We start from the raw sequence: 18,893 nt of genomic DNA on the forward strand, positions 1-18,893 counted from the left end.
CGGACCAGGTCCAGGGGAAACTGGTACGTGCGCAATTCACGTAACCCCCTGCAAATTGTGAAACCCAGACCGGCGTTAGCAGCGCTTAACGGTTAGACCACGGGGTCCGCCGGAGCGGGCGATATGGGGTCATCGAGCCGTCATGTAAAGCGGTTTTTTCGTGACGCGGCCGTCACTTGGGCCCGGTCGGGGCGCGCGCCCGGAGGAGGATACCCGAATCCGGCCCGGCCCGCGCCGGCCGATCTCGCCCGCCAAGCTGGACGGGATCGACGCGGCCATGCCATTAAGGTTTGCCTCAAGGGTCCGTTCGGGCCATGCGGCGCGCCCCAGCAACCGCCGGCAGTCTGTCCATGACCGCATCCGCAGCCGCCGTCGCGTCCGTCCGGGACGTGTCCAAGACCTTCGGCGCCCGCAAGGCCCTGAACGGCGTCTCGGTCGAGGTCGGGGCGGGGGAGATGGTGGCCCTGATCGGCCCGTCCGGATCCGGCAAGTCCACCCTGCTGCGCTCCATCACCGGCCTGCAGAACATCGACCCGGGCCCCGGGGTGATCGAGGTGTTCGGCCAGACCGTGCAGAAGAACGGCCGCGTCACCGGCGGCGTCCGCGCCGCCCGCCAGAAGCTCGGCATGATCTTCCAGCAGTTCAATCTGGTCGGCCGGCTGTCGCTGTTCTCCAATGTCATGCTCGGCGCCCTCGGCCGCATCCCGGGCTGGAAGGGCGTGCTCGGCCTGTGGCCCGAGGCGGACAAGCGCAGGGCCATGGAGGCCCTGCATCGCGTCGGCGTGGCCGACTATGCGGCCCAGCGCGCCAACACCCTGTCCGGCGGCCAGCAGCAGCGCGGGGCCATCGCCCGCGCCCTGGTCCAGGGCGCGCGGGCCATCCTCGCCGACGAGCCCGTCGCCTCTCTCGACCCCGTCTCGGCCCGCAAGGTCATGGACCTGCTGGTCGAACTGAACAGGCGCGACGGCCTCGGCGTCATCGTCACCCTGCACCAGGTCGACTACGCCATCCGCTACTGCGACCGGGTCATCGCCCTGAAGGCCGGCCAGATCGTCTATGACGGCCCCGCCACCGGCCTCGACACCAGACAGCTGATCGACATCTACGGTCCGGAGTTCGAGGACGCCTTCTGGGAAACCAAGGCATGAGCCTGCCAGGCTCCGTGCGGCTTCTCGGGGTCGGCCTGCTCGCCGCCGTCGCCCTCGGCCTGTCCGCATGCGGCCGGCGGGAGCCTGCGGCGGGGCCGGACGAGATCACCTTCTCCATCCTGTCCGCCCAGGGACAGGCTTCGGCGGAGCCCCTGTGGCAGCCGCTGCTGGACGACATGTCCAGGGTCGTCGGGGTGGCCGTCGAGCCGCATTTCGCCTCGGACTATGCGACCCTGGTCGAGGACATGAAGCAGGGCCGGACCCAGGCCGCCTGGTTCTCGGCCCAGCCGGCCATCCGCGCCATGGACACCGCCGGCGCCGAGATGGTGGCGCGCACCGTCGATCTCGAGGGCGCCGACAGCTACCATTCGACCCTGATCGTGAAGACGGGCTCCGGCGTCGCCCTGGAGGACGTCCTGGCCTGCGACGGCCGGCTCCGGTTCGGCATCGGCGACCCCGACTCGACCTCGGGCACGCTCGTGCCGATGACCTTCCTGTTCAATCCGCGCGGGGTCAGGCCCGAAGCCTGCTTCCTGTCCGTTCGGCCCGGCAACCACGAAACCAACGCCTTCGAGGTCGCGGCCGGCGTCCTCGACGTGGCGACCTCGAACAGCGTGACCCTCGGCGAACTGCGCCGCCGCAATCCGACCATCGCCGACCAGATCGAGGAGATCTGGCGCTCGCCGCCGATCCCCGAGGGCGGCATCCTCGTCCGCGGCGATCTCGATCCGGCCCTGAAGGAGAAGATCCGCAGCTTCTTCCTGACCTACGGCCAGGGCGCCGGGGTCGAGGCCGAGCGGCAGCGCCGCGTGCTGGCGGCCCTCAACTATTCGCGCTTCAGCGCCGCGGACGACAACTACCTCGATCCGGTGCGCGAACTGATCGCCGACCAGGCCCTGGCGACCGCCCGGGCCGAGGGCGACGCCGAGGGCGTGGCCGCCGCGCGGCGCGACCTCCAGCGCCTGCGCGCCAAGCGGGAGGTCCAGCCATGAACCCCTATGAATCCATCCCGAAGCATCCGTCCGTCGCCCCGGGGCGCGGCGGGCGATCCGGAAGCCCTGGCATGAGCCGCCTCTCCACCCTGATCGCCGTTGTCCTGGCCTGGGCCGTCGTGCTGTGCGGCATCGCCCCGGCGGGGGCCGCCGTCGCCCAGACGGACCGGCCGACGAAGATCGTTTTCACCGTCCTCTCGGCCGAGGGGCAGGCGTCCTCCGGGCCCCTGTGGCAGCCGCTGCTCGATGATCTGGAGCGTGAGCTGGGCCTGCCGGTCGAGCCGATCTTCGGTTCGAACTACAGCGTCCTGGTCGAGGCCATGCGCGCCAACCAGGCCCAGGTCGGCTGGTTCTCGGCCCTCCCGGCCGTCCAGGCCATCGATCGCTCGAAGGGAGAGGTCATCGCCCGCACCGTCGATGTCGACGGCAAGGATTCCTACGTCTCGACCCTGATCGTCAAGAAGGGCTCCGGCATCACCGTCGAGGACGTCGCGCGCTGCGGCAAGCGCTACACCTTCGGCATCGGCGACGCCCAGTCGACCTCGGGCACCCTGGCGCCGATGACCTATTTCTTCGGCCCGCGCGGGATCGACCCGACCGAGTGCTTCTCGACCGTGCGTTCCGCCAACCACCAGGCCAACGCCTTCTCGGTGGCCAACGGCCAGGTGGACATCGCCACCTCCAACTCGGTCAACACCGTCTTCCTGCGCCGGCAGAATCCGCGCATCGCCGACCAGATCGAGGAGATCTGGCAGTCGCCGCCGATCCCGGAGTCCGGCATCGTCATCCGCTCGGACCTGCCGGCGGACCTGAAGGCCCGCATCAAACGGTTCTTCATCACCTACGGCCAGGGATTCGGACCGGCCGCCGAGCGCCAGCGGCGGGTGATGGAGGGGCTGAACTACTCGCAGTTCCGCGCCGCCGACAACAGCTACCTCGACCCGATCCGCCAGATGAAGGCCGACCAGGCGCGCCGCGAGGGCCGTCCGCCCGAGGTCGCCCCGCCCGCCAGCGCGGGAACCCTGGTGGGGCGCTGGTGGCCTTTCGCCCTGGTCGGCGTGCTCGCCCTGGCCGCCGTCGCCCTCAACCTGGCCCCGCGTCCGGCGCCGGCGGCCGCCGATCCGGCGCGGCCGCCCGACCCGCCGCGCCGGTCTCTGGCGGCCTGGTCGCTGGACCTGCTGCTGTGGGGCGGCCTCGCCATCATGCTGCTGGCCGCCTTCAACCGGGTCGACCTGCCCAACATCGTCAACCTGTTCTCCAACTCGGAGAATATGCGGAACTACGGGCGCGACTTCCTCAACCCCGACTTTTCCAACTGGAAGGCGCTGGTCGGCCTGATGTGGCTGACGGCGCAGATCGCGCTGTGGGGCACCTTCCTGGCGGTCTTCCTCGCCGTGCCGCTGGGCCTGTTGGCGTCGCGCAACCTGTCGCCGGCGTGGCTGGTCTGGCCGGTCCGGCGGGTCATGGACCTGATGCGCTCGATCCCGGACCTGGTCATCGCCACCCTGTTCATCGTCGCCGTGGGTCTCGGCCCCCTGGCCGGCGTGCTGGCCATCGGACTGAACACCGCCGGCGTCCTCGCCAAGCTGTTCTCGGAAGCCGTCGAGTCGATCGACAAGGGGCCGATCGAAGGGGTCAAGGCGACCGGCGGCGGCCGCCTGCACGAGATCACCTGGGGCGTCATCCCGCAGGTCGCGCCGCTGTGGACCAGCTTCGCCCTCTACCGCTTCGAGTCGAACAGCCGCGCCGCCACGGTGCTGGGCCTGATCGGCGCCGGCGGCATCGGCCAGGCCCTGTTCGAGAACCTGCAGGCCTTCGAATACCGCCAGGTCTCGACCATCGCCATCATCATCGTCGTCGCCGTGACCCTGATCGACATGCTCAGCCAGGCCATGCGCAAGCGGCTGCTGTGATCTGCTCCCGCGAGGGGAGACGGATCATGCGCGCAAATCCGGCGGCGTCGCCTCTTCCGTCAGCATACGGATGGCCTCCTCGACGGTGACCACCGCCTGCGCCTGCGAGCCCAGCCGGCGCAGGGCGACCTTGCCGTCCTCGGCCTCCTTCTTGCCGACCACGGCGATGACCGGGACCTTGCCGACCGAGTGTTCGCGCACCTTGTAGCCGACCTTCTCGTTGCGCAGGTCGATCTCGGTGCGCAGGCCGGCGGCCTTGAACCTCGCCACGACCTCGCGGGCGTAGTCGTCGGCCTCGGACACGATCGTCGCCACCACCGCCTGGGTCGGCGCCAGCCACAGCGGGAAGGCTCCGGCGTAGTTCTCGATCAGGATGCCGAGGAAGCGCTCGAACGAGCCGAGGATGGCCCGGTGCAGCATCACCGGCCGGTGCTTCTGGCCGTCCTCGCCGGTGTACAGGGCGTCCAGCCGCTCGGGCAGGACCATGTCCAGCTGGAAGGTGCCGCACTGCCAGGTCCGGCCGATCGCGTCCTTGACCTTGAAGTCCAGCTTGGGTCCGTAGAAGGCGCCGTCGCCCTCGTTCAGGGTCCAGTTCACCCCCGCCGCCTCGATGGCCTTCAGCAGCTCGGTCTCGGCGCGGTCCCAGGTGGCGTCGTCGCCGGCGCGGACCTCGGGACGGGTGGAGAAATTCAGCTCGGTCAGGACCATGCCCAGGTCGGCGTAGACGGTCATCAGCAGGTCGATGAAGGCCTTGGCCTCGCCGGTGATCTGGTCCTCGCGGCAGAAGATGTGGCCGTCGTCCTGGGTGAAGGCGCGCACCCGCATCAGGCCATGCAGCGAGCCCGACGGTTCATAGCGGTGGCAGGAGCCGTATTCGGCAAAGCGCAGCGGCAGCTCGCGGTAGGAGCGCTGGCCGACGTTGAAGACCTGGACGTGGCCGGGGCAGCTCATCGGCTTGACCGCCAGGACCTCGCCCTCCTCGGTCTCGCAGACGAACATGTTGGGCCGGTATTTCTCCCAGTGGCCCGACTTCTCCCAGAACACCCGGTCCATGACCTGGGGCGTCTTGATTTCCTGGTAGCCGGCCGCCTCGAGGCGGCGGCGCAGGTAGGATTCCAGCTCGCGCCACAGGATCCAGCCCTTCGGGTGCCAGAACACCATGCCGCGGCCCTCTTCCTGCATGTGGAAGAGCTCCATGGCGCGGCCGATCTTGCGGTGGTCGCGCTTCTCGGCCTCCTCGATGCGCTGCAGATGGGCGTCGAGGTCCTCCTTCGAGGCCCAGGCCGTGGCGTAGATGCGCTGCAGCTGCGGATTGCGATGGTCGCCGCGCCAGTAGGCGCCGGCCAGCTTGGTCAGCTTGAAGGCCTTGCCGACGAATTTGGTCGACGGGAAATGCGGCCCCCGGCACAGGTCGGCCCAGTCCCCCGTCCGGTAGACGGTGATCGTCTCGTCGGCGGGCAGGTCGCGGATCAGCTCGGCCTTGAAGGTTTCGCCCTTGGCCTCGAACAGCCTGATCGCCTCGTCGCGATCCCAGACCTCGCGGACCAGCTTCTCGTCGCGGTCGACGATCTCGGCCATCTTCTTCTCGATGGCCGCGAAGTCGTCCGTCGAGAAAGGCTCGTCGCGGGCGAAGTCGTAGTAGAATCCGTCCTCTATGGCCGGGCCGATGGTCACCTGGGTGCCCGGGAACAGCTCCTGCACCGCCTGGGCGAGGATGTGGGCGGCGTCGTGGCGGATGGTCTCCAGCGCCTCGGGATCGTCGCGCATGATCAGGCGGAAGGCCCCGCCGCCTTCCAGCGGGCGGTCGAGATCGCGCTGCTCGCCGTTGATCTCGACCAGCGCGGCGCGCCTGGCCAGCGACGGCGAGATGGAGGCGGCGACGTCGCGGCCCGTGGCGCCGTCGGGATATTCGCGGCTGGCGCCGTCGGGGAAGTTCAGTTCGATCATCGTTCAGTCTTTGCGGGCGGAACCGGGTCATAGCCCGATTTGCCGAAGGGATGGCATTTGCAGAGGCGCCGGATGGTGAGCCATCCCCCCTTGACCGGGCCGTGCTGGATCAGCGCGTCCCGGCCGTAGTCGGAACAGGTCGGCAGGAACCGGCACTGCTGCCCGATCAGGGGGGACAGCGTCAGCTTGTAGCCGCGATGGGCCAGCCGGACGCCGCGTTCGTAGAGTTTACCGCCGGGTGCCATGTCGCCGCGCTTATCCCTCGCCGGGGCGGCGGGGGCAACGGGCCTTCAGGCCGCGCCGGCGAGGCGGGTTCGCGTGTCGGGCGCCTGGCGCGCCAGCGCCTGCTTCACGGCGTCCAGCGTCGCCTCGATGGCGACCAGGGTCGAGGCGTGACGGGCCGGGTAGGCGGCGACCAGTTTCAGGGCCCGAAGCCCCTCGAACCGGCCTTCGGGGCCGTCCCCGCCGGACTTGAGCATGGCCGCCATGGCGTCGCGCGCGGCGGCGATCTCCCCGGCCGAGGCGCCGATGACGGCCTCGCCGAGCACGCCCGCCGCCGCCTGGCCGAGCGCGCAGGCCTTCACGTCCTGGGCGAAGGCCTCGACCCGGCCGTCCGCGTCCAGCGCCACGTCGACGATCGCCTTCGAGCCGCACAGCCGGGCCACCCGTTCACCGGTGCCCCGCCTTGCGTCCCCGCGGGGGGCGGCCAGCCGCCCGCTGTGCGGCAGGTTGGCGGCCAGCTTGAGGATGCGCGCGCTGTAGAGCTCGTCGATCATGGTCCGGAAGATAGGCGGCCGATGGGCTCGCGGGAAGCCCGGGCTCAACCGCCCTGCAGCGAGCCCCAGGTCCGCGCCTGGTCGGCGGCGGCCGATCCGCTCCGGGCCCGCAGCCAGGCCAGGTTGCGGTCGGCGGCCTCCGGCGGCAGGTCCCGGCGCATCATCTGTTCGGCCTCGTCCATCTTGCCGTTCAGGCCCAGCGCCATGGCCAGGTTGAGCCGCACCTTCAGCGAGGCGCCCGGCTGGGCGGCGGCGCGACGCAGCAGCGGCTCGGCCGCGGCCGTGTCGCCCCGGGTCATCGCCGCCATGGCCATATTGGTCAGCACGTCCGGATTGTCCGGCGACAGGACCAGCGCCTGGGCCCAGGCCGCCTGGGCGTCCTGCGGGCGGCGCACCTGCTCATAGGCCGTGCCCAGCAGCGACCACGCCCGCCAGTCCCGCGGACGCACGTCCCGCGCCCGCTCCAGCGCGGCGACGCCGTAGAAGGCGTGTCCGCGGGCGATGTGGCCGCGGCCGACCTCGAGCATGGCCTCGACGTTGTCCGGCTGCACCAGCAGCACCCGTTCGGCCATGTCGGCGGCCTCCTGGAAGCGGCCCAGTTCGCGCATCGCCTGGGCCGCCTTGACCCCGGCGACGGGATCCAGCGGGTCGATCTCCGCCTGTTCGGTCCAGAACACCGAGCGGCTCAGCGGATCGGCCCGGTCGTAGGCGGCGCGGGCCTCGGCGCCGGCCGGCGTCCGCGGCGTCGCGGCCTGCGCCTGCGGGCTGGCCTGCCGCGCGGCGGCCGGGCCGCCGAAGGCCAGCAGGGGGGCGGCGAGCAGGGCGATGGTTGCGATGCGGGCGGTGGTGCGCGACATGGGAGGGCGTTCCGGAAGGTTCGAGCTCCAGACTCGGCCTTTCGCGTCAATCCTTGGTTAAGATCGGCCGGCATGCGGCCGGAAAGGCCCGACCGCGATGTCCGCCCTGCACCCCGACCTGCTGACCGTCGACGACGACTCGGCCCTCCCGGTCCGGATCGTCCGCAAGGATGCGCCGGTGGAGGGCGTGTGGGGCGCCTGGGCCCGGGCCAACGACTTCACCGGCAAGGCCGGCCAGGTCCTGCTGCTGCCCTGTTCCGACGACGGTCTGTCGGGGGCCCTGTTCGGGGCCGGCGAGACGTTCGATCCAATGAGCGTCCGGGCCTTGGCGGCCAGGCTGCCCGAAGGGCTGTGGCGGCTGGAGGGGGTCGAGGCCGGCCAGATGGGCCTGGCGGCGCTGGCCTTCGCCCTCGGCGCCTACCGCTTCGACCGCTACCGGCCGAGGTCCGACGGACCGGCCCGCCTCGCCGTCGCCGACGGCGTCGACGCCGCCGCCGTCCTGCGCATCGCCTCGGCCTGCGCCCTGGCCCGGGAAATGGTCGACACCCCCGCCGCCGACATGGGGCCGCGGCAGATCGAGACCATCGCCCGCGAGATCGCCGGGGCCTCCGGGGCGGCCGTGACCGTGATCACCGGCGACGCCCTGCTGGAGGAGAACTACCCCGCCGTCCACGCCGTCGGCCGCGCCGCCGCCCCCCACCGCGCGCCCCGCGTCATCGAACTGGGCTGGAACCTCGACCGCGCCGACCTGCCGCTGGTGGCCCTGGCCGGCAAGGGGGTGGTGTTCGATTCCGGCGGCCTCGACATCAAGGCCGCCGCCGGCATGCGCAACATGAAGAAGGACATGGGCGGCGCCGCCCACGCCCTGGCCCTGGGGCGGCTGGTCATGCAGGCCGGTCTGCCGGTGCGGCTGGTGGTGCTCGTCGCGGCGGTCGAGAACGCCGTCTCCGCCGACGCCTTCCGCCCCGGCGACATCCTCGCCAGCCGCAAGGGCCTGAGCATCGAGGTCGGCAACACCGACGCGGAAGGGCGGCTGATCCTCGCCGACATCCTGACCCGGGCGGCCGAACATTCTCCGGACCTGACCCTCGATTTCGCCACCCTGACCGGCGCCGCCCGCGTCGCCCTCGGGCCCGAGCTGCCGCCGCTCTATTGCGAGGACGCGGCCCTGATCGCCGACCTGCTCGAGGCGTCGCGGGCCGTCGGCGACCCGCTGTGGCCGATGCCGTTGTGGCCGGGCTACCGCGCCGCGATCGACAGCGAGATCGCCGACCTGCGCAACGATTCCGCCGCCTGGGCCCAGGCCGGATCGGTCACCGCCGCCCTGTTCCTGCAGCGGTTCGCCCCCGCCACCGGCGTCTGGGCGCACATGGACATCTTCGCCTGGAACCCGCGCGCCCAGCCCGGCCGGCCCGAGGGCGGCGAGGCCCAGGGCCTGCGGGCCTGTTTCGAAATGCTGTCGCGGCGCTTCGCCGGCCCGGCCCGGCCCGGGCGCCACGATAAAGCCTTGGTTCGTTAACGGCCCTTTCGGCATATCGGACCATCCTGCCGGCTCAACCGGACCCGCCTGCTTGATCCCAGACGCCGCCACGCCCGACCCCCGCACCACGCTCGCGCGGCCCGACCTGGCCGAGCAGGCGCTGGAGGGGCTCGTGCGCGCCGGGGCCTACCGCCCCGCCCGCCCCATGCACGCCGCCGTCCCCCTGGCCGACATCCATGCCGGGGCCGACCCCGCCTCCGAGCGCATCGACCAGCTGATCTACGGCGAGGCCTTCGACGTGCTCGACCAGCAGGGCGACCGGCTCTGGGGCCGCGCCCGCCGCGACGGCCTGGTCGGCTGGGTTTCGGCTGCGGCCCTGAAGCCGGGCGCACGCCTGCCGACCCACCGCGTCGCCGCGATCGCCGCCGCCCTCCCGCTCAACGCCCTGGTCGCCGACACGACCGATGTCTCGCCGGAAGACCTCGCCCCGATCGGCGCGTTCGAGACCGATCCGGTCGCCGTGGCCGAACGCCTGCTCGGCGTGCCGCACAGTCTCGGGGCCCGGTCCTCGACGGCGACCGACTGCTCCGGCCTGATCCAGCAGGCCCTCTACGCCTGCGGCTTCGCCGGCCCGCGCCACGCCGACCAGCAGGCCGCGCTCGGCCACGCCGTCGACCGAGCCGACGCCCGCCGGGGCGACCTCGTCGTCTGGCTCTCGCCCCCGGGCGACCATGGCTGGACCGGACATTCGGCCTTCATGCTCGACGCCGACCGGGTGATCCACGCCACCGGCCATCACGGCGCCGTGGTCGTCGAGGCCTTCGCCGAGGCCGACGCCCGCTGCCGCGCCGACGGCTTCGACGCTCCGGTGTTCCGCCGCCTTCAGGCCTGATCGCCGGTCCATTCGGCCCGCACCGAGGCGTCGGCCTCCTCCGGCAGCCGCTCCGCCCGCAGCCCCGCAAAGGCCGCCTCGCCGACCAGCCGCGACAGCGCCCACACCGCCGCCCCCCGCACCAGCGGCGCCGGATCGTCCAGCAAGGCGCGCGCGGCCTCGATCAGGGCCCGGTCGCCGCTGTTGCCGATGGCGTAGAGGACGTTGCGTGTGAACCGGTCGCGCCCGATCCGCTTGACCGGACTCTTCGAGAACAGCGCCCGGAACGCCGCATCGTCCAGCGCCGCCAGATCGGCCAGTCGCGGCGACATCAGCGCCGCCCGCGCCTGCACCCGGGTCTCGTGCGAGGCCACGGCGAACTTGTTCCACGGACACACCGCCAGGCAGTCGTCGCAGCCGTAGATGCGGGACCCTGTCGCCTTGCGGAATTCCACCGGCCACGGCCCGGCGAACTCGATGGTCAGATAGGACAGGCAGCGCCGCGCATCCAGCTGGAACGGGGCCGGGAAGGCCCGGGTCGGGCAGGCGTCGAGGCAGGCCGTGCAGGCCCCGCAATGTTCACCCTCCGGCGCATCCGGGGCCAGCTCCGCCGCCGTCAGGATCACCCCGAGGAACAGCCAGCTGCCGCGGCCGCGCGACAGCAGGTTGGTGTGCTTGCCCTGCCAGCCCACGCCGGCCCGCTGGGCCAGCGGCTTCTCCATCAGCGGCGCGGTGTCGACGAACACCTTGACGTCCTCGCCGGTGCGGGCGGCGACCTGTCCGGCCAGTGTCTTCAGCCGGCCCTTGATCAGCTCGTGATAGTCGTCGCCGCGGGCGTAGACCGAGATGTATCCGGCCGACCGGTCGGCCAGCTCGGGCAGCGGGTCCTGGCCTGGCCCGTAGTTGAGGCCCAGCACGATCGCCGTCCGGGCCGCGGGCCACATCGAGGTCGGATGGGCCCGACGCTCCAGCGTCGTCTCCATCCAGCCCATGTCGCCGTGCCGCCCCGCCTCGACGAAATGGGCCAGCCGTTCGCCCGCGCTCCACGGCTGGGACGCCGAGGCGAAACGGCAGGCGTCGAAGCCGAGCGCCGCCGCGCGCTCGCGGATGAAATTGCGGGGATCGGCCGCCATCCGCGTCGTCTGACGCCTTGGCGCTCAGAAGTCGAGGTCGTGATACCAGGCCGAGGGCTGGACGCCCGCGAAGCGGTCCGCCAGCAGCGGACGGAAGCAGGGGCGCGACTTCAGCTTCATGTACCAGGTCTTCAGGCCCGGATAGGTCGCCCAGGCGACCTCGCCGAAATAGTCGAGCACCGACAGATGCGCGGCGGCGACCATGTCGGCCCGGGTGATCCGGCGTCCGGCCAGGCCGTCGCGCGTCGCCAGCAGCCCCTCCAGCATGACGAGATGGGCCTTCAGGGCCTCCCGCCCGGCCCGCAGCGCCCGCGCCTCGGGCGGGCCCAGCCGCAAGAGCGGCTTCTCCATCCGTTCGTGCAGCAGGACGGCGTTGACCTCGTCGTTGAAGCGCCGCTCGAACCAGCCGACCAGACGTCGCGTCTCGGCCCGCTCGACGGGGTCGACGGGCATCAGGAACGGCTCGCGCGACCTGTCCTCCAGCCAGCCCAGGATGGCGGCGGGCTCGCACAGGGTCAGGGCGCGCCCGGCCTCCGTGGTCTGCAGCACCGGCGGCATGCCCGACGGGTTCAGCGTCGCGACCGGGCAGCCGTCCTCCCACGGCCGGACCACGGCGTCGGCGAACTCGACCCGGGCCTCGCCCAGCGCCAGCCGCGCGACGCGGGAGCCGGGATCGAAGGGGAAATGGTACAGGACGCAGGCCGACATGGTTCGCTCCATGCGCCACAGGGCGTTAAGCCCGCGTTAGCCATCCAGGCCGGCGGCCGGGTGCTCAGGCGGTTTGGCCCGATCCGGCGTCGTCGTCGGCGGGGGCCCTGGCCCGGCCGTGCGGATCGGCGTGGATCAGGATGTCGGCGCGCGGAAAGGCCTCCAGCAGCCGGTTCTCCGCCTCGACGACGATGTCGTGGGCCTGTTCCAGCGTCAGGCTCGGCTCCAGATCCACATGCATCTGGATCGACATCACCGACCCCGCCATCCGGCTGCGCAGCTGATGGACGCCGGAGATGCGCGGGTCGGCCAGCACGGCGGCGATGATGGCGATGCGGTCGGCGTCCGGCACGGCGCGGTCCAGCAGGTGGTCCGCCGACTCCCGGAGCAGCCCCAGGCCGCCCCAGAACAGCCAGACGGCGACGACCAGTCCGGCCGCGGCGTCCAGGCCCGGCGCCGCCAGAAAGGCCCCCGAGACCACCCCGATCAGCACCACGGCGTTGGCGGCCAGGTCGGCGGCGTAGTGGGCCCGGTCGGCCTTGACCGCCATCGAGCCGCTGCGCCGGATGGCGCGGTCCTGCATCCACACCAGCCAGCCGGTCAGGGCCATGGCGATCAGCATGACCATCACGGCCCAGTATCCGGAGCTGACCGGGCGTGGATCGAAGACGCGCTGGACCGCTTCCCAGCCGACGAACAGGGCCGAGGCGAAGATCAGGCCGGACTGCACCAGCGCGGCCATCGCCTCGCCCTTGCCGTGGCCGTGGCGGTGTTCGGCGTCGGGCGGCGCGGCCGCCCAGCGCACCGCGAAGAAGGTGGCCAGCGACGCGGCCAGGTCCAGCGCCGAATCGGTCAGGGAGGCCAGGATGGAGACGGAGCCGGACGCGCCCAGCGCGAACGCCTTCAGCGCGATCAGCACCACCGCCACGCCGACCGACAGCCGCGTCACGCTGCGGGTCGTCATGTGAAGCTCGTCGAGGTCGGCCGTCGTGGTCATCGTCGCCTTGTCGCGGAAACCGCGCGCGGCGCCAAGGCTGGCGGCGTTAGCGGCATCGTCACGAAATGGTCCGATGCTGCGCGGGCCATGGGACTGAAGGCTCCCGGGCCTTGGAGGCGACATGCACGCGGCAGGGACGGCGACGCAGGCCGACCGCTGGATCGGACGCGGCGAGGCCCTGGCCCGGTTGGGGGTCAAGGCCCAGACCCTGTACGCCTATGTCAGCCGCGGCCGCATCGCCGCCCGACCCGATCCCCTCGATCCCCGCCGCAGCCTCTACGCCGTCGCCGACATCGTCCGCCTCAGCGGCGACGAGCCCCAGGCCGACATCGGCCTATGGCTGCCCCCGCCCGAAGAGTCCGACGGTCCAGAGATCGAGGTCCGGTCGTCGGTGTCGGCGAGCGACGGCCGGCGGCTGTTCTATCGCGGCATGGACGCCGTCCAGCTGTCGGCCACCGCGACCCTCGAGGAGGCGGCGCGGCTGATGTGGGACGCGCGGTCGGTCAATCCGTTCGCCCAGGTGCGCCCGCGCGTCGGCGCCATCCCCGGCCCGTCCGCCCGCGGCCGCCTGTTCGCCGCCCTCGCCCGCCGGGCGGAGGAGGATGCGGAGCTCAAGCCCCGTCCCGCCGAGGCGCTGCGGGTCGAGTGCGCGCGGGTGCTCGACGAGGCGGTCGACGCGGTCACGGGACCGGGGCCGCGGCTGTTCCTGCATCAGCGGCTGGCGCGGACATGGAAGGTGCGCGAGCCGGACGCCCATCTGATCCGGCGCGCCCTCGTCCTGGCGGCGGACGGCGGCCTCGACGCCCCGGCCCTCGCCTGCCGGGCGGCCGCCGCCGGCGGCGCCGCGCCCGCCGGCGCGGCCCTGGCGGGCCTGTCCACCCTGGCCGGCGGCGCGGCCATCGTCGATCTCGCCCGGGCCTCGAACTGGGTGGTTGCGGTCCGCCGGCAGGCGTTCGACGCCGCCCGCCGCGCCCACGAGGCCGGGGCGCTGGCCGGCTTCGGCGATCCCGCCTGGCCCGGCGGCGATCCGCGCGCCGCGGCCTTGCTGGCCGTCGCCGACCTGCCCCAGGACCTCGCCCGGGCCCTGCGCGAGGGCCGGGAGACGACCGGCCGGCCGCCCGCCTTCGGCCTGGCCCTGATCGCCGTCGCCCGCCGTCTGGAGCTGCCCCGCGACGCGGCCGCGGACCTGCTTCTGATCGGCCGGCTGGCCGGAATGCTCGCCCATGCGCTCGACCAGGTCACGAACGGCTCGCCTATACGGGCGCGCCTGCGCTATGTGGGTCCCGAACCGGGCGCGAACTGATCCGCCTGACCTTTCTCGGGGATGCGGATGGCGGACTGGCTGGCGGCGATCATTCTTGGCCTGGTCGAGGGCCTGACCGAATTCATTCCGGTGTCCTCCACGGGGCATCTGCTGCTCGCCAAACAGGTGCTCGGACTCGGCGACGAACCGTGGGACACCTTCATCGTGATGATCCAGCTGGGCGCCATCCTCGCCGTCGTCGCCCTCTATTTCAAGCGCCTGTGGAAGGTCGTGCTCGACCTGCCCGGCCGGGACCCGGCGGCGCGCCGCTTCGCCGTCTCGGTGCTGCTGGCCTTCATTCCGTCGGCGATCGTGGGGCTGCTGTTCCACGACTTCATCAAGGACGTGCTGTTCAACACCACGATCGTCTGCGTCACCCTGATCGTCGGCGGCTTCGCCCTGATCGCGCTCGAACGCTGGGCCCCGGTCCCGCGCGAGCACGATGCGATGGGTTTTTCATGGAAGACCGCCCTGGGCGTCGGCCTGTTCCAGTGTCTCTCGATCATCCCCGGGGTGTCGCGCAGCGGGGCGACCATCGTCGGCGGCCTGCTGCTGGGCGTCGACAAGCGGGCGGCCGCGGAGTTTTCCTTCTTCCTGGCGATCCCCACCATGGTCGCGGCCTTCGGCCTCGACTTCTGGGAAAGCCGCGAGATGATCACCGCCGACGTCGCCGGCGTCATCGCCATCGGCTTCGTGGTGTCCTTCGTCAGCGGACTGTTCATCGTCCGCTTCCTGATCGACTTCGTCGGCCGCTACGGCTTCGCCCCGTTCGCGGCCTGGCGCATCCTGGTCGGCTCCGTCGGCCTGCTCGGCATCTGGCTGTACGCCTGAGCCCCGGGGTTCAGGCCGGCGCCGTCTCCGGCCGCTCCGAAAATTGTCCGCCGCGGCGATAGCGCCACAGATAGGCCGGCGCGATGGCCTCCACGCCGGTCGGTTCGATGCCCAGTTCGGCCAGTCCCTCCGCCCCGTCGGCGACCACATTGTCGCTTTCGAGACTGACCACCTGGTCGCGGGTCAGGAAGGGCGTGAGGCCGACGAGCGCCGTCAGCTGGGCGACCGATCCGATCGCCCGGGCCGCGAAGAAGGGCAGGGGGATCAGCCCGTTGCGGCGCCGCGTCTCGCGCAGGACCAGCTTCATCACCTCTTCCAGAGTCATGATCTCCGGCCCGCCCAGCTCGAAGGTGCGGCCGGCCGCGTCCGGACGTTCGACGGCCCGCACGACGGCCTCGGCGACGTCGCCGACATGGACCGGCTGCAGCCGGGTGCGGCCGCCGCCGATCAGCGGCAGGGCGGGGGCCGCGGCGGCCATCGAGGCGAACCGGTTCAGGAAGCCGTCGCCGGCCCCGAACACGATCGACGGCCGGAGGATGACCGCGTCCGGCTTGACCTCGCGCACGGCCATCTCGCCCGCCGCCTTGGTGCGCGCGTATTTCGAGTCGCTCTCGGGATTGGCCCCGATCGCCGACACGTGAACCAGCCGGCCGATGCGCGCCGCCGCGCAGGCCGCGGCGATGTTGCGGGCCGCCTCGACGTGCAGGGCCTCGAACGACCGCCGCCCCGATTCATGCAGCACCCCGATCAGGTTGACGGCGGCGTCGGCGCCTCGCAGCGCCGCCTCGACCTCGGCCGCCTCGGTCGCGTCGCAGCGCACGGCCTGGATCTGGCCGACATGACCCGAGGTCTGCAGCCGCCACGCGCGGTCGGGACGGCGGCAGGCGACGCGGATGCGCCAGCCGCGGCGGGCGAGGTCCCTGACCACCTGGCCGCCGACGAAGCCGGAGCCGCCGAAGACGGTGATCAGGCCGGGGGCAGCTTCGCTCATGACGGACTCCAGGGGCGGGACGACCGGCGCCGACCGGCCTCGGCGCGGGGATTAGACGATGGTCCCGACGGCTGCAACGCAAACAGGACAAAAGCCTGTTGACCCGCCCGGGGGGCTGCCTTAAGGGTCCGCGCCTTCCGGACGGAAACGCATGTGGTGCGGCGATGTCTGGGCCCAGATGGCGGAATTGGTAGACGCGCTGGCTTCAGGTGCCAGTGGCTGAAAGGCCGTGGAGGTTCGAGTCCTCTTCTGGGCACCATCCTGTGAAGCGGCGTCGCATCCCGGGTGCGGCGCCGTTTCTGTTTTGGAGGCCCGGGGCGTGAAAAGTGCTAGTGAGCAAGACGTGAGCCGATGGCGCAGGCTGCGGCGACCGACCGCTCACCCCTTGCTCACTAGCACTTTTCACTGACACAAGACCCACCCATGACCGTATTCCTCCACGAGGGCGACCTGCCCGACGGCCTCGACCTCGGCCCCGAGGTGGCGGTCGACTCGGAGACCATGGGCCTGCGCTTCCGGCGCGACCCGCTGTGCGTGGTGCAGCTGTCGGCCGGCGACGGCGACGCCCATGTCGTGCGCATGCGCCGCCCCGCCTACGACTGCCCCAACCTGAAGCGGCTGCTGACCGATCCGGCGGTGCTGAAGCTGTTCCACTTCGGCCGCTTCGACATCGCCATGTTCCAGCTGCACCTCGGCGTCGAGACGCGGCCGGTCTACTGCACCAAGATCGCCTCGAAGCTGGCCCGCACCTACACCGACCGGCACGGCCTCAAGGATGTCGTGCGCGAACTGGCCGGCGTCGACCTGTCCAAGGCCCAGCAGAGCTCGGACTGGGGCGCGGCCGAGCTGACTCCGGCCCAGCTGGAGTACGCCGCCTCCGACGTCCTCTACCTGCACGCCGTCAAGGCCCGCCTCGACGAGATGCTGGCGCGCGAGGGCCGCGCCGAACTGGCCCGCCACTGCTTCGACTTCCTGCCGTCCCGCTCCGCGCTGGACCTGGCCGGCTGGGACGAGATGGACATTTTCGCGCACAGCTGATGACCGGACCCGCCGACACGCGCGACCAGGCGGACGAGGCCCGCGTCGCCGCCACGGCCCGGGCCTTCCGCGCCCGGTCCCGCCGCGTCAGGCTGCTGCGCCGGATCCTGCCCGTGGCCATCGTCGTGCTGGCCGGGGGTACGGTCAGCTGGATCGTGCTGCGCAGCGTCATCTCGGACGTCGAGCGCAAGGCCGGGACCTCGCGCGAGGTGACGCTGGAGAAGTCCCGCTTCCTCGGCCAGGACGCCCAGGGCCGCAGCTTCGTCATCGGCTTCGAGCGGGCCGTCCGCGACGCGGAGACCGGCCGGTTCCGCCTGATGGGGCCGGCCCTGCGGCTCAATCTGGGCGGCCGCAAGGTCACCACCCTGACCGCCGACGGCGGCGTCTACGACGAGGCGGCCGGGACCGTGACCATCGGCCCCAATGTGCGCATTTCCGACGGCGGCTCCGGAATGACCCTGGTCACGCCCGAGGCGGTGGTGGACACGGAGACCGGCATCGTGACGGGATCAAGGGGCGTCCAGGGCTCCGGCCCTCTTGGAACCGTCACCGCTTCGTCCTATGCGATCCATGAACAGGGCGAACGGGTCGTGTTCAGAGGCGCGGGCGATAACAAGGTGCGCGGGACCATCAACGCCGCGAGGTCGGACGGATGAGCATGACCAGAACCCTGACGACGGCGGCGATCGCCCTGGCCCTCGCGGCCCTGCCCGGCATCGGCGGGGCCCAGAGCTTCCAGGCCGGCCAGCCGATCATGTGGGGCGCCGACGAGGTGTCCCGCACGCCGGCCACCCTGTCGCTTCGCGGCCGCGCCGAACTGACCCAGGGCGACAGCCGCATCCGGGCCGACCGTGTCGAGGGGACCATTGCCGACGGCGTCCTCAGCCGGGTCGAGGCGACCGGCGACGTCTATTTCGTCACGCCCGAACAGACCATTCGCGGCGACCGGGCGGTCTATACGCCGGCCAATGACACCATCGTGCTGACCGGCGACGTCATCCTCACCCAGGGCGAGAATGTCATGACCGGCGGCCGCCTGACCTACAACACCCGCACCGAGGCCGCCGAGATGGACGGCGGTTCGTCCGGCCGTGTCCAGGGCGTCTTCTATCCCGACCGCAGCGGGACCTGAGCCCCCGGCTCGGACGGAACCGTGGCGCGCAAGGAACTCTCCGCCCTCAATGTCCATGACGCCGTCGCCGACGAGGCGGCGGCCCCGGCCCCGCGCCCGACCGGCCTGCGGGTCGAGCACATCGCCCGCTCGTTCGGCCAGCGCCAGGTGGTGCGCGACGTCTCCCTGCACGTCGAGCGCGGTCAGGTCGTGGGCCTGCTCGGCCCCAACGGCGCCGGCAAGACCACCTGCTTCTACATGATCACCGGCCTGATCGCCCCGGACAGCGGCCGGATCTTCCTCGACGGCGAGGACATCACCGCCCAGCCGATGTATCAGCGCGCCCGCATGGGCCTCGGCTACCTGGCCCAGGAGGCGTCGATCTTCCGCGGCATGACGGTCGAGCACAACGTCATGGCGGTGGTCGAACTGCACCACACGGGCCGCCAGGCCATCGCCGACGAAACCACCCGCCTGCTCGAGGAGCTGCGCATCGACCACCTGCGCCACGCCCCGGCCTCGGGCCTGTCGGGGGGCGAGCGGCGCCGCTGCGAGATCGCCCGCGCCCTCGCCGGCCGGCCCAGCTTCATGCTGCTGGACGAACCCTTCGCCGGCATCGACCCCCTGGCCATCGCCGACATCCGCCAGGTCATCCGCTATCTGGCCGGTCAGGGCATCGGCGTGCTGATCACCGACCACAATGTCCGCGAGACCCTGGAGATCATCGACCACGCCTCGATCATCTCGGGCGGCGCCGTCCTGTTCGAGGGCGAGGCCGAGGACGTCATCCGCGATCC

At 71.8% G+C, this 18,893-nt stretch carries 19 protein-coding genes and 1 tRNA gene; 12 read left to right on the plus strand and 8 right to left on the minus strand.

Translation table 11 applies throughout. From position 1 onward, the window contains the following. Window positions 1-350 precede the first annotated feature (350 nt). The 3 genes from phnC (at window position 351) to phnE (ending at window position 4,053) form a co-directional block, all read left to right on the plus strand. Complete coding sequence (gene phnC / locus Q0588_RS05385; protein ID WP_298744436.1) at window positions 351-1,148, plus strand: phosphonate ABC transporter ATP-binding protein; 798 nt, start codon at window positions 351-353, stop codon at window positions 1,146-1,148. Continuing rightward, entirely contained in the window at window positions 1,145-2,140 is a 996-nt protein-coding gene (gene phnD / locus Q0588_RS05390; protein WP_298744438.1) for a phosphate/phosphite/phosphonate ABC transporter substrate-binding protein, read from the plus strand. Before phnC ends, phnD begins: the two co-directional genes overlap by 4 nt. A gap of 71 nt (window positions 2,141-2,211) precedes the next feature. After that, a complete protein-coding gene (gene phnE, locus Q0588_RS16005; protein WP_366872637.1) occupies window positions 2,212-4,053 on the plus strand; it encodes a phosphonate ABC transporter, permease protein PhnE in 1,842 nt (613 codons plus the stop codon). A gap of 24 nt (window positions 4,054-4,077) precedes the next feature. Here the strand turns inward: phnE and thrS are convergent, their stop codons facing one another. From thrS to Q0588_RS05420, 4 genes are read right to left on the minus strand one after another with little or no spacing between them, the layout of a single operon-like run. Continuing rightward, window positions 4,078-6,000, minus strand: a complete 1,923-nt coding sequence (thrS, locus tag Q0588_RS05405; protein ID WP_298744440.1) for a threonine--tRNA ligase — start codon at window positions 5,998-6,000, stop codon at window positions 4,078-4,080. Then, window positions 5,997-6,245 carry a membrane protein insertion efficiency factor YidD gene (gene yidD, locus Q0588_RS05410; protein WP_298744442.1) on the minus strand — a complete coding sequence of 83 codons (249 nt, stop codon included), beginning with the start codon at window positions 6,243-6,245 and terminating at the stop codon, window positions 5,997-5,999. Before yidD ends, thrS begins: the two co-directional genes overlap by 4 nt. Before the next feature lie 45 nt (window positions 6,246-6,290). Beyond that, window positions 6,291-6,776 carry an iron-sulfur cluster assembly scaffold protein gene (locus tag Q0588_RS05415; protein WP_298744444.1) on the minus strand — a complete coding sequence of 162 codons (486 nt, stop codon included), beginning with the start codon at window positions 6,774-6,776 and terminating at the stop codon, window positions 6,291-6,293. Window positions 6,777-6,820: 44 nt separating this feature from the next. Continuing rightward, window positions 6,821-7,633 (minus strand): tetratricopeptide repeat protein, encoded by an 813-nt coding sequence (locus tag Q0588_RS05420; RefSeq protein WP_298744446.1) that lies wholly within the window; start codon window positions 7,631-7,633, stop codon window positions 6,821-6,823. A gap of 97 nt (window positions 7,634-7,730) precedes the next feature. On the opposite strand from Q0588_RS05420, the gene Q0588_RS05425 reads away from it, so the two are divergent. Next, window positions 7,731-9,152, plus strand: coding sequence for a M17 family metallopeptidase (locus Q0588_RS05425; RefSeq protein WP_298744448.1), 1,422 nt, complete (start codon window positions 7,731-7,733; stop codon window positions 9,150-9,152). A 52-nt stretch (window positions 9,153-9,204) separates the two neighbouring features. Continuing rightward, window positions 9,205-10,005 carry an NlpC/P60 family protein gene (locus Q0588_RS05430; protein ID WP_298744450.1) on the plus strand — a complete coding sequence of 267 codons (801 nt, stop codon included), beginning with the start codon at window positions 9,205-9,207 and terminating at the stop codon, window positions 10,003-10,005. Here Q0588_RS05430 and queG read toward each other — a convergent pair. From queG to Q0588_RS05445, 3 genes are all read right to left on the minus strand, one after another. Continuing rightward, entirely contained in the window at window positions 9,996-11,117 is a 1,122-nt protein-coding gene (queG, locus tag Q0588_RS05435; RefSeq protein ID WP_298744452.1) for a tRNA epoxyqueuosine(34) reductase QueG, read from the minus strand. The genes Q0588_RS05430 and queG overlap by 10 nt on opposite strands. Before the next feature lie 24 nt (window positions 11,118-11,141). Continuing rightward, window positions 11,142-11,825 (minus strand): glutathione S-transferase family protein, encoded by a 684-nt coding sequence (locus Q0588_RS05440; RefSeq protein ID WP_298744454.1) that lies wholly within the window; start codon window positions 11,823-11,825, stop codon window positions 11,142-11,144. Window positions 11,826-11,889: 64 nt separating this feature from the next. Then, complete coding sequence (locus Q0588_RS05445; protein WP_298744456.1) at window positions 11,890-12,822, minus strand: cation diffusion facilitator family transporter; 933 nt, start codon at window positions 12,820-12,822, stop codon at window positions 11,890-11,892. A 121-nt stretch (window positions 12,823-12,943) separates the two neighbouring features. On the opposite strand from Q0588_RS05445, the gene Q0588_RS05450 reads away from it, so the two are divergent. Both Q0588_RS05450 and Q0588_RS05455 read left to right on the plus strand, forming a co-directional pair. Next, on the plus strand, window positions 12,944-14,125 hold the full coding sequence (locus Q0588_RS05450; RefSeq protein ID WP_298744458.1) for a citrate/2-methylcitrate synthase: 1,182 nt from the start codon (window positions 12,944-12,946) through the stop codon (window positions 14,123-14,125). Between the two features lie 27 nt (window positions 14,126-14,152). After that, the gene (locus Q0588_RS05455; RefSeq protein WP_298744461.1) at window positions 14,153-14,956 is read left to right on the plus strand and encodes an undecaprenyl-diphosphate phosphatase; all 804 of its coding nucleotides are present in this window, start codon (window positions 14,153-14,155) and stop codon (window positions 14,954-14,956) included. A 10-nt stretch (window positions 14,957-14,966) separates the two neighbouring features. Here the strand turns inward: Q0588_RS05455 and Q0588_RS05460 are convergent, their stop codons facing one another. Beyond that, window positions 14,967-15,947 carry a complex I NDUFA9 subunit family protein gene (locus Q0588_RS05460; RefSeq protein WP_298744463.1) on the minus strand — a complete coding sequence of 327 codons (981 nt, stop codon included), beginning with the start codon at window positions 15,945-15,947 and terminating at the stop codon, window positions 14,967-14,969. A 172-nt stretch (window positions 15,948-16,119) separates the two neighbouring features. Between Q0588_RS05460 and Q0588_RS05465 the strand changes: the two genes are divergently transcribed. The 5 genes from Q0588_RS05465 to lptB all read left to right on the plus strand — a co-directional run. Then, a tRNA-Leu gene (locus Q0588_RS05465) sits at window positions 16,120-16,206 on the plus strand. Between the two features lie 164 nt (window positions 16,207-16,370). Next, on the plus strand, window positions 16,371-16,985 hold the full coding sequence (locus Q0588_RS05470) for a ribonuclease D (RefSeq protein WP_298744465.1): 615 nt from the start codon (window positions 16,371-16,373) through the stop codon (window positions 16,983-16,985). Beyond that, on the plus strand, window positions 16,985-17,641 hold the full coding sequence (gene lptC / locus Q0588_RS05475; RefSeq protein WP_298744466.1) for an LPS export ABC transporter periplasmic protein LptC: 657 nt from the start codon (window positions 16,985-16,987) through the stop codon (window positions 17,639-17,641). The genes Q0588_RS05470 and lptC overlap by 1 nt, the downstream gene beginning before the upstream one ends. Window positions 17,642-17,643: 2 nt before the next feature. Then, entirely contained in the window at window positions 17,644-18,117 is a 474-nt protein-coding gene (locus Q0588_RS05480) for an LptA/OstA family protein (protein WP_298744468.1), read from the plus strand. 21 nt (window positions 18,118-18,138) lie between these two features. Beyond that, window positions 18,139-18,893, plus strand: a 755-nt coding sequence (gene lptB / locus Q0588_RS05485) for an LPS export ABC transporter ATP-binding protein (protein WP_298744470.1), incomplete at its 3' end; no start/stop codon positions are given.

It is taken from the genome of uncultured Brevundimonas sp. (assembly GCF_937870815.1).
Classification (GTDB): Bacteria; Pseudomonadota; Alphaproteobacteria; order Caulobacterales; family Caulobacteraceae; genus Brevundimonas.

What these genes read in the sequence shown, in the direction of transcription:
- phnC (WP_298744436.1), top strand. Translation starts at nt 351, where the DNA reads ATGACCGCATCCGCAGCCGCCGTCGCGTCCGTCCGGGACGTGTCCAAG.
- phnD (WP_298744438.1), top strand. Translation starts at nt 1,145, where the DNA reads ATGAGCCTGCCAGGCTCCGTGCGGCTTCTCGGGGTCGGCCTGCTCGCC.
- phnE (WP_366872637.1), top strand. Translation starts at nt 2,212, where the DNA reads ATGAGCCGCCTCTCCACCCTGATCGCCGTTGTCCTGGCCTGGGCCGTC.
- thrS (WP_298744440.1), bottom strand. Translation starts at nt 6,000, where the DNA reads ATGATCGAACTGAACTTCCCCGACGGCGCCAGCCGCGAATATCCCGAC.
- yidD (WP_298744442.1), bottom strand. Translation starts at nt 6,245, where the DNA reads ATGGCACCCGGCGGTAAACTCTACGAACGCGGCGTCCGGCTGGCCCAT.
- Q0588_RS05415 (WP_298744444.1), bottom strand. Translation starts at nt 6,776, where the DNA reads ATGATCGACGAGCTCTACAGCGCGCGCATCCTCAAGCTGGCCGCCAAC.
- Q0588_RS05420 (WP_298744446.1), bottom strand. Translation starts at nt 7,633, where the DNA reads ATGTCGCGCACCACCGCCCGCATCGCAACCATCGCCCTGCTCGCCGCC.
- Q0588_RS05425 (WP_298744448.1), top strand. Translation starts at nt 7,731, where the DNA reads ATGTCCGCCCTGCACCCCGACCTGCTGACCGTCGACGACGACTCGGCC.
- queG (WP_298744452.1), bottom strand. Translation starts at nt 11,117, where the DNA reads ATGGCGGCCGATCCCCGCAATTTCATCCGCGAGCGCGCGGCGGCGCTC.
- Q0588_RS05440 (WP_298744454.1), bottom strand. Translation starts at nt 11,825, where the DNA reads ATGTCGGCCTGCGTCCTGTACCATTTCCCCTTCGATCCCGGCTCCCGC.
- Q0588_RS05445 (WP_298744456.1), bottom strand. Translation starts at nt 12,822, where the DNA reads ATGACCACGACGGCCGACCTCGACGAGCTTCACATGACGACCCGCAGC.
- Q0588_RS05450 (WP_298744458.1), top strand. Translation starts at nt 12,944, where the DNA reads ATGCACGCGGCAGGGACGGCGACGCAGGCCGACCGCTGGATCGGACGC.
- Q0588_RS05455 (WP_298744461.1), top strand. Translation starts at nt 14,153, where the DNA reads ATGGCGGACTGGCTGGCGGCGATCATTCTTGGCCTGGTCGAGGGCCTG.
- Q0588_RS05460 (WP_298744463.1), bottom strand. Translation starts at nt 15,947, where the DNA reads ATGAGCGAAGCTGCCCCCGGCCTGATCACCGTCTTCGGCGGCTCCGGC.
- Q0588_RS05470 (WP_298744465.1), top strand. Translation starts at nt 16,371, where the DNA reads ATGACCGTATTCCTCCACGAGGGCGACCTGCCCGACGGCCTCGACCTC.
- lptC (WP_298744466.1), top strand. Translation starts at nt 16,985, where the DNA reads ATGACCGGACCCGCCGACACGCGCGACCAGGCGGACGAGGCCCGCGTC.
- Q0588_RS05480 (WP_298744468.1), top strand. Translation starts at nt 17,644, where the DNA reads ATGACCAGAACCCTGACGACGGCGGCGATCGCCCTGGCCCTCGCGGCC.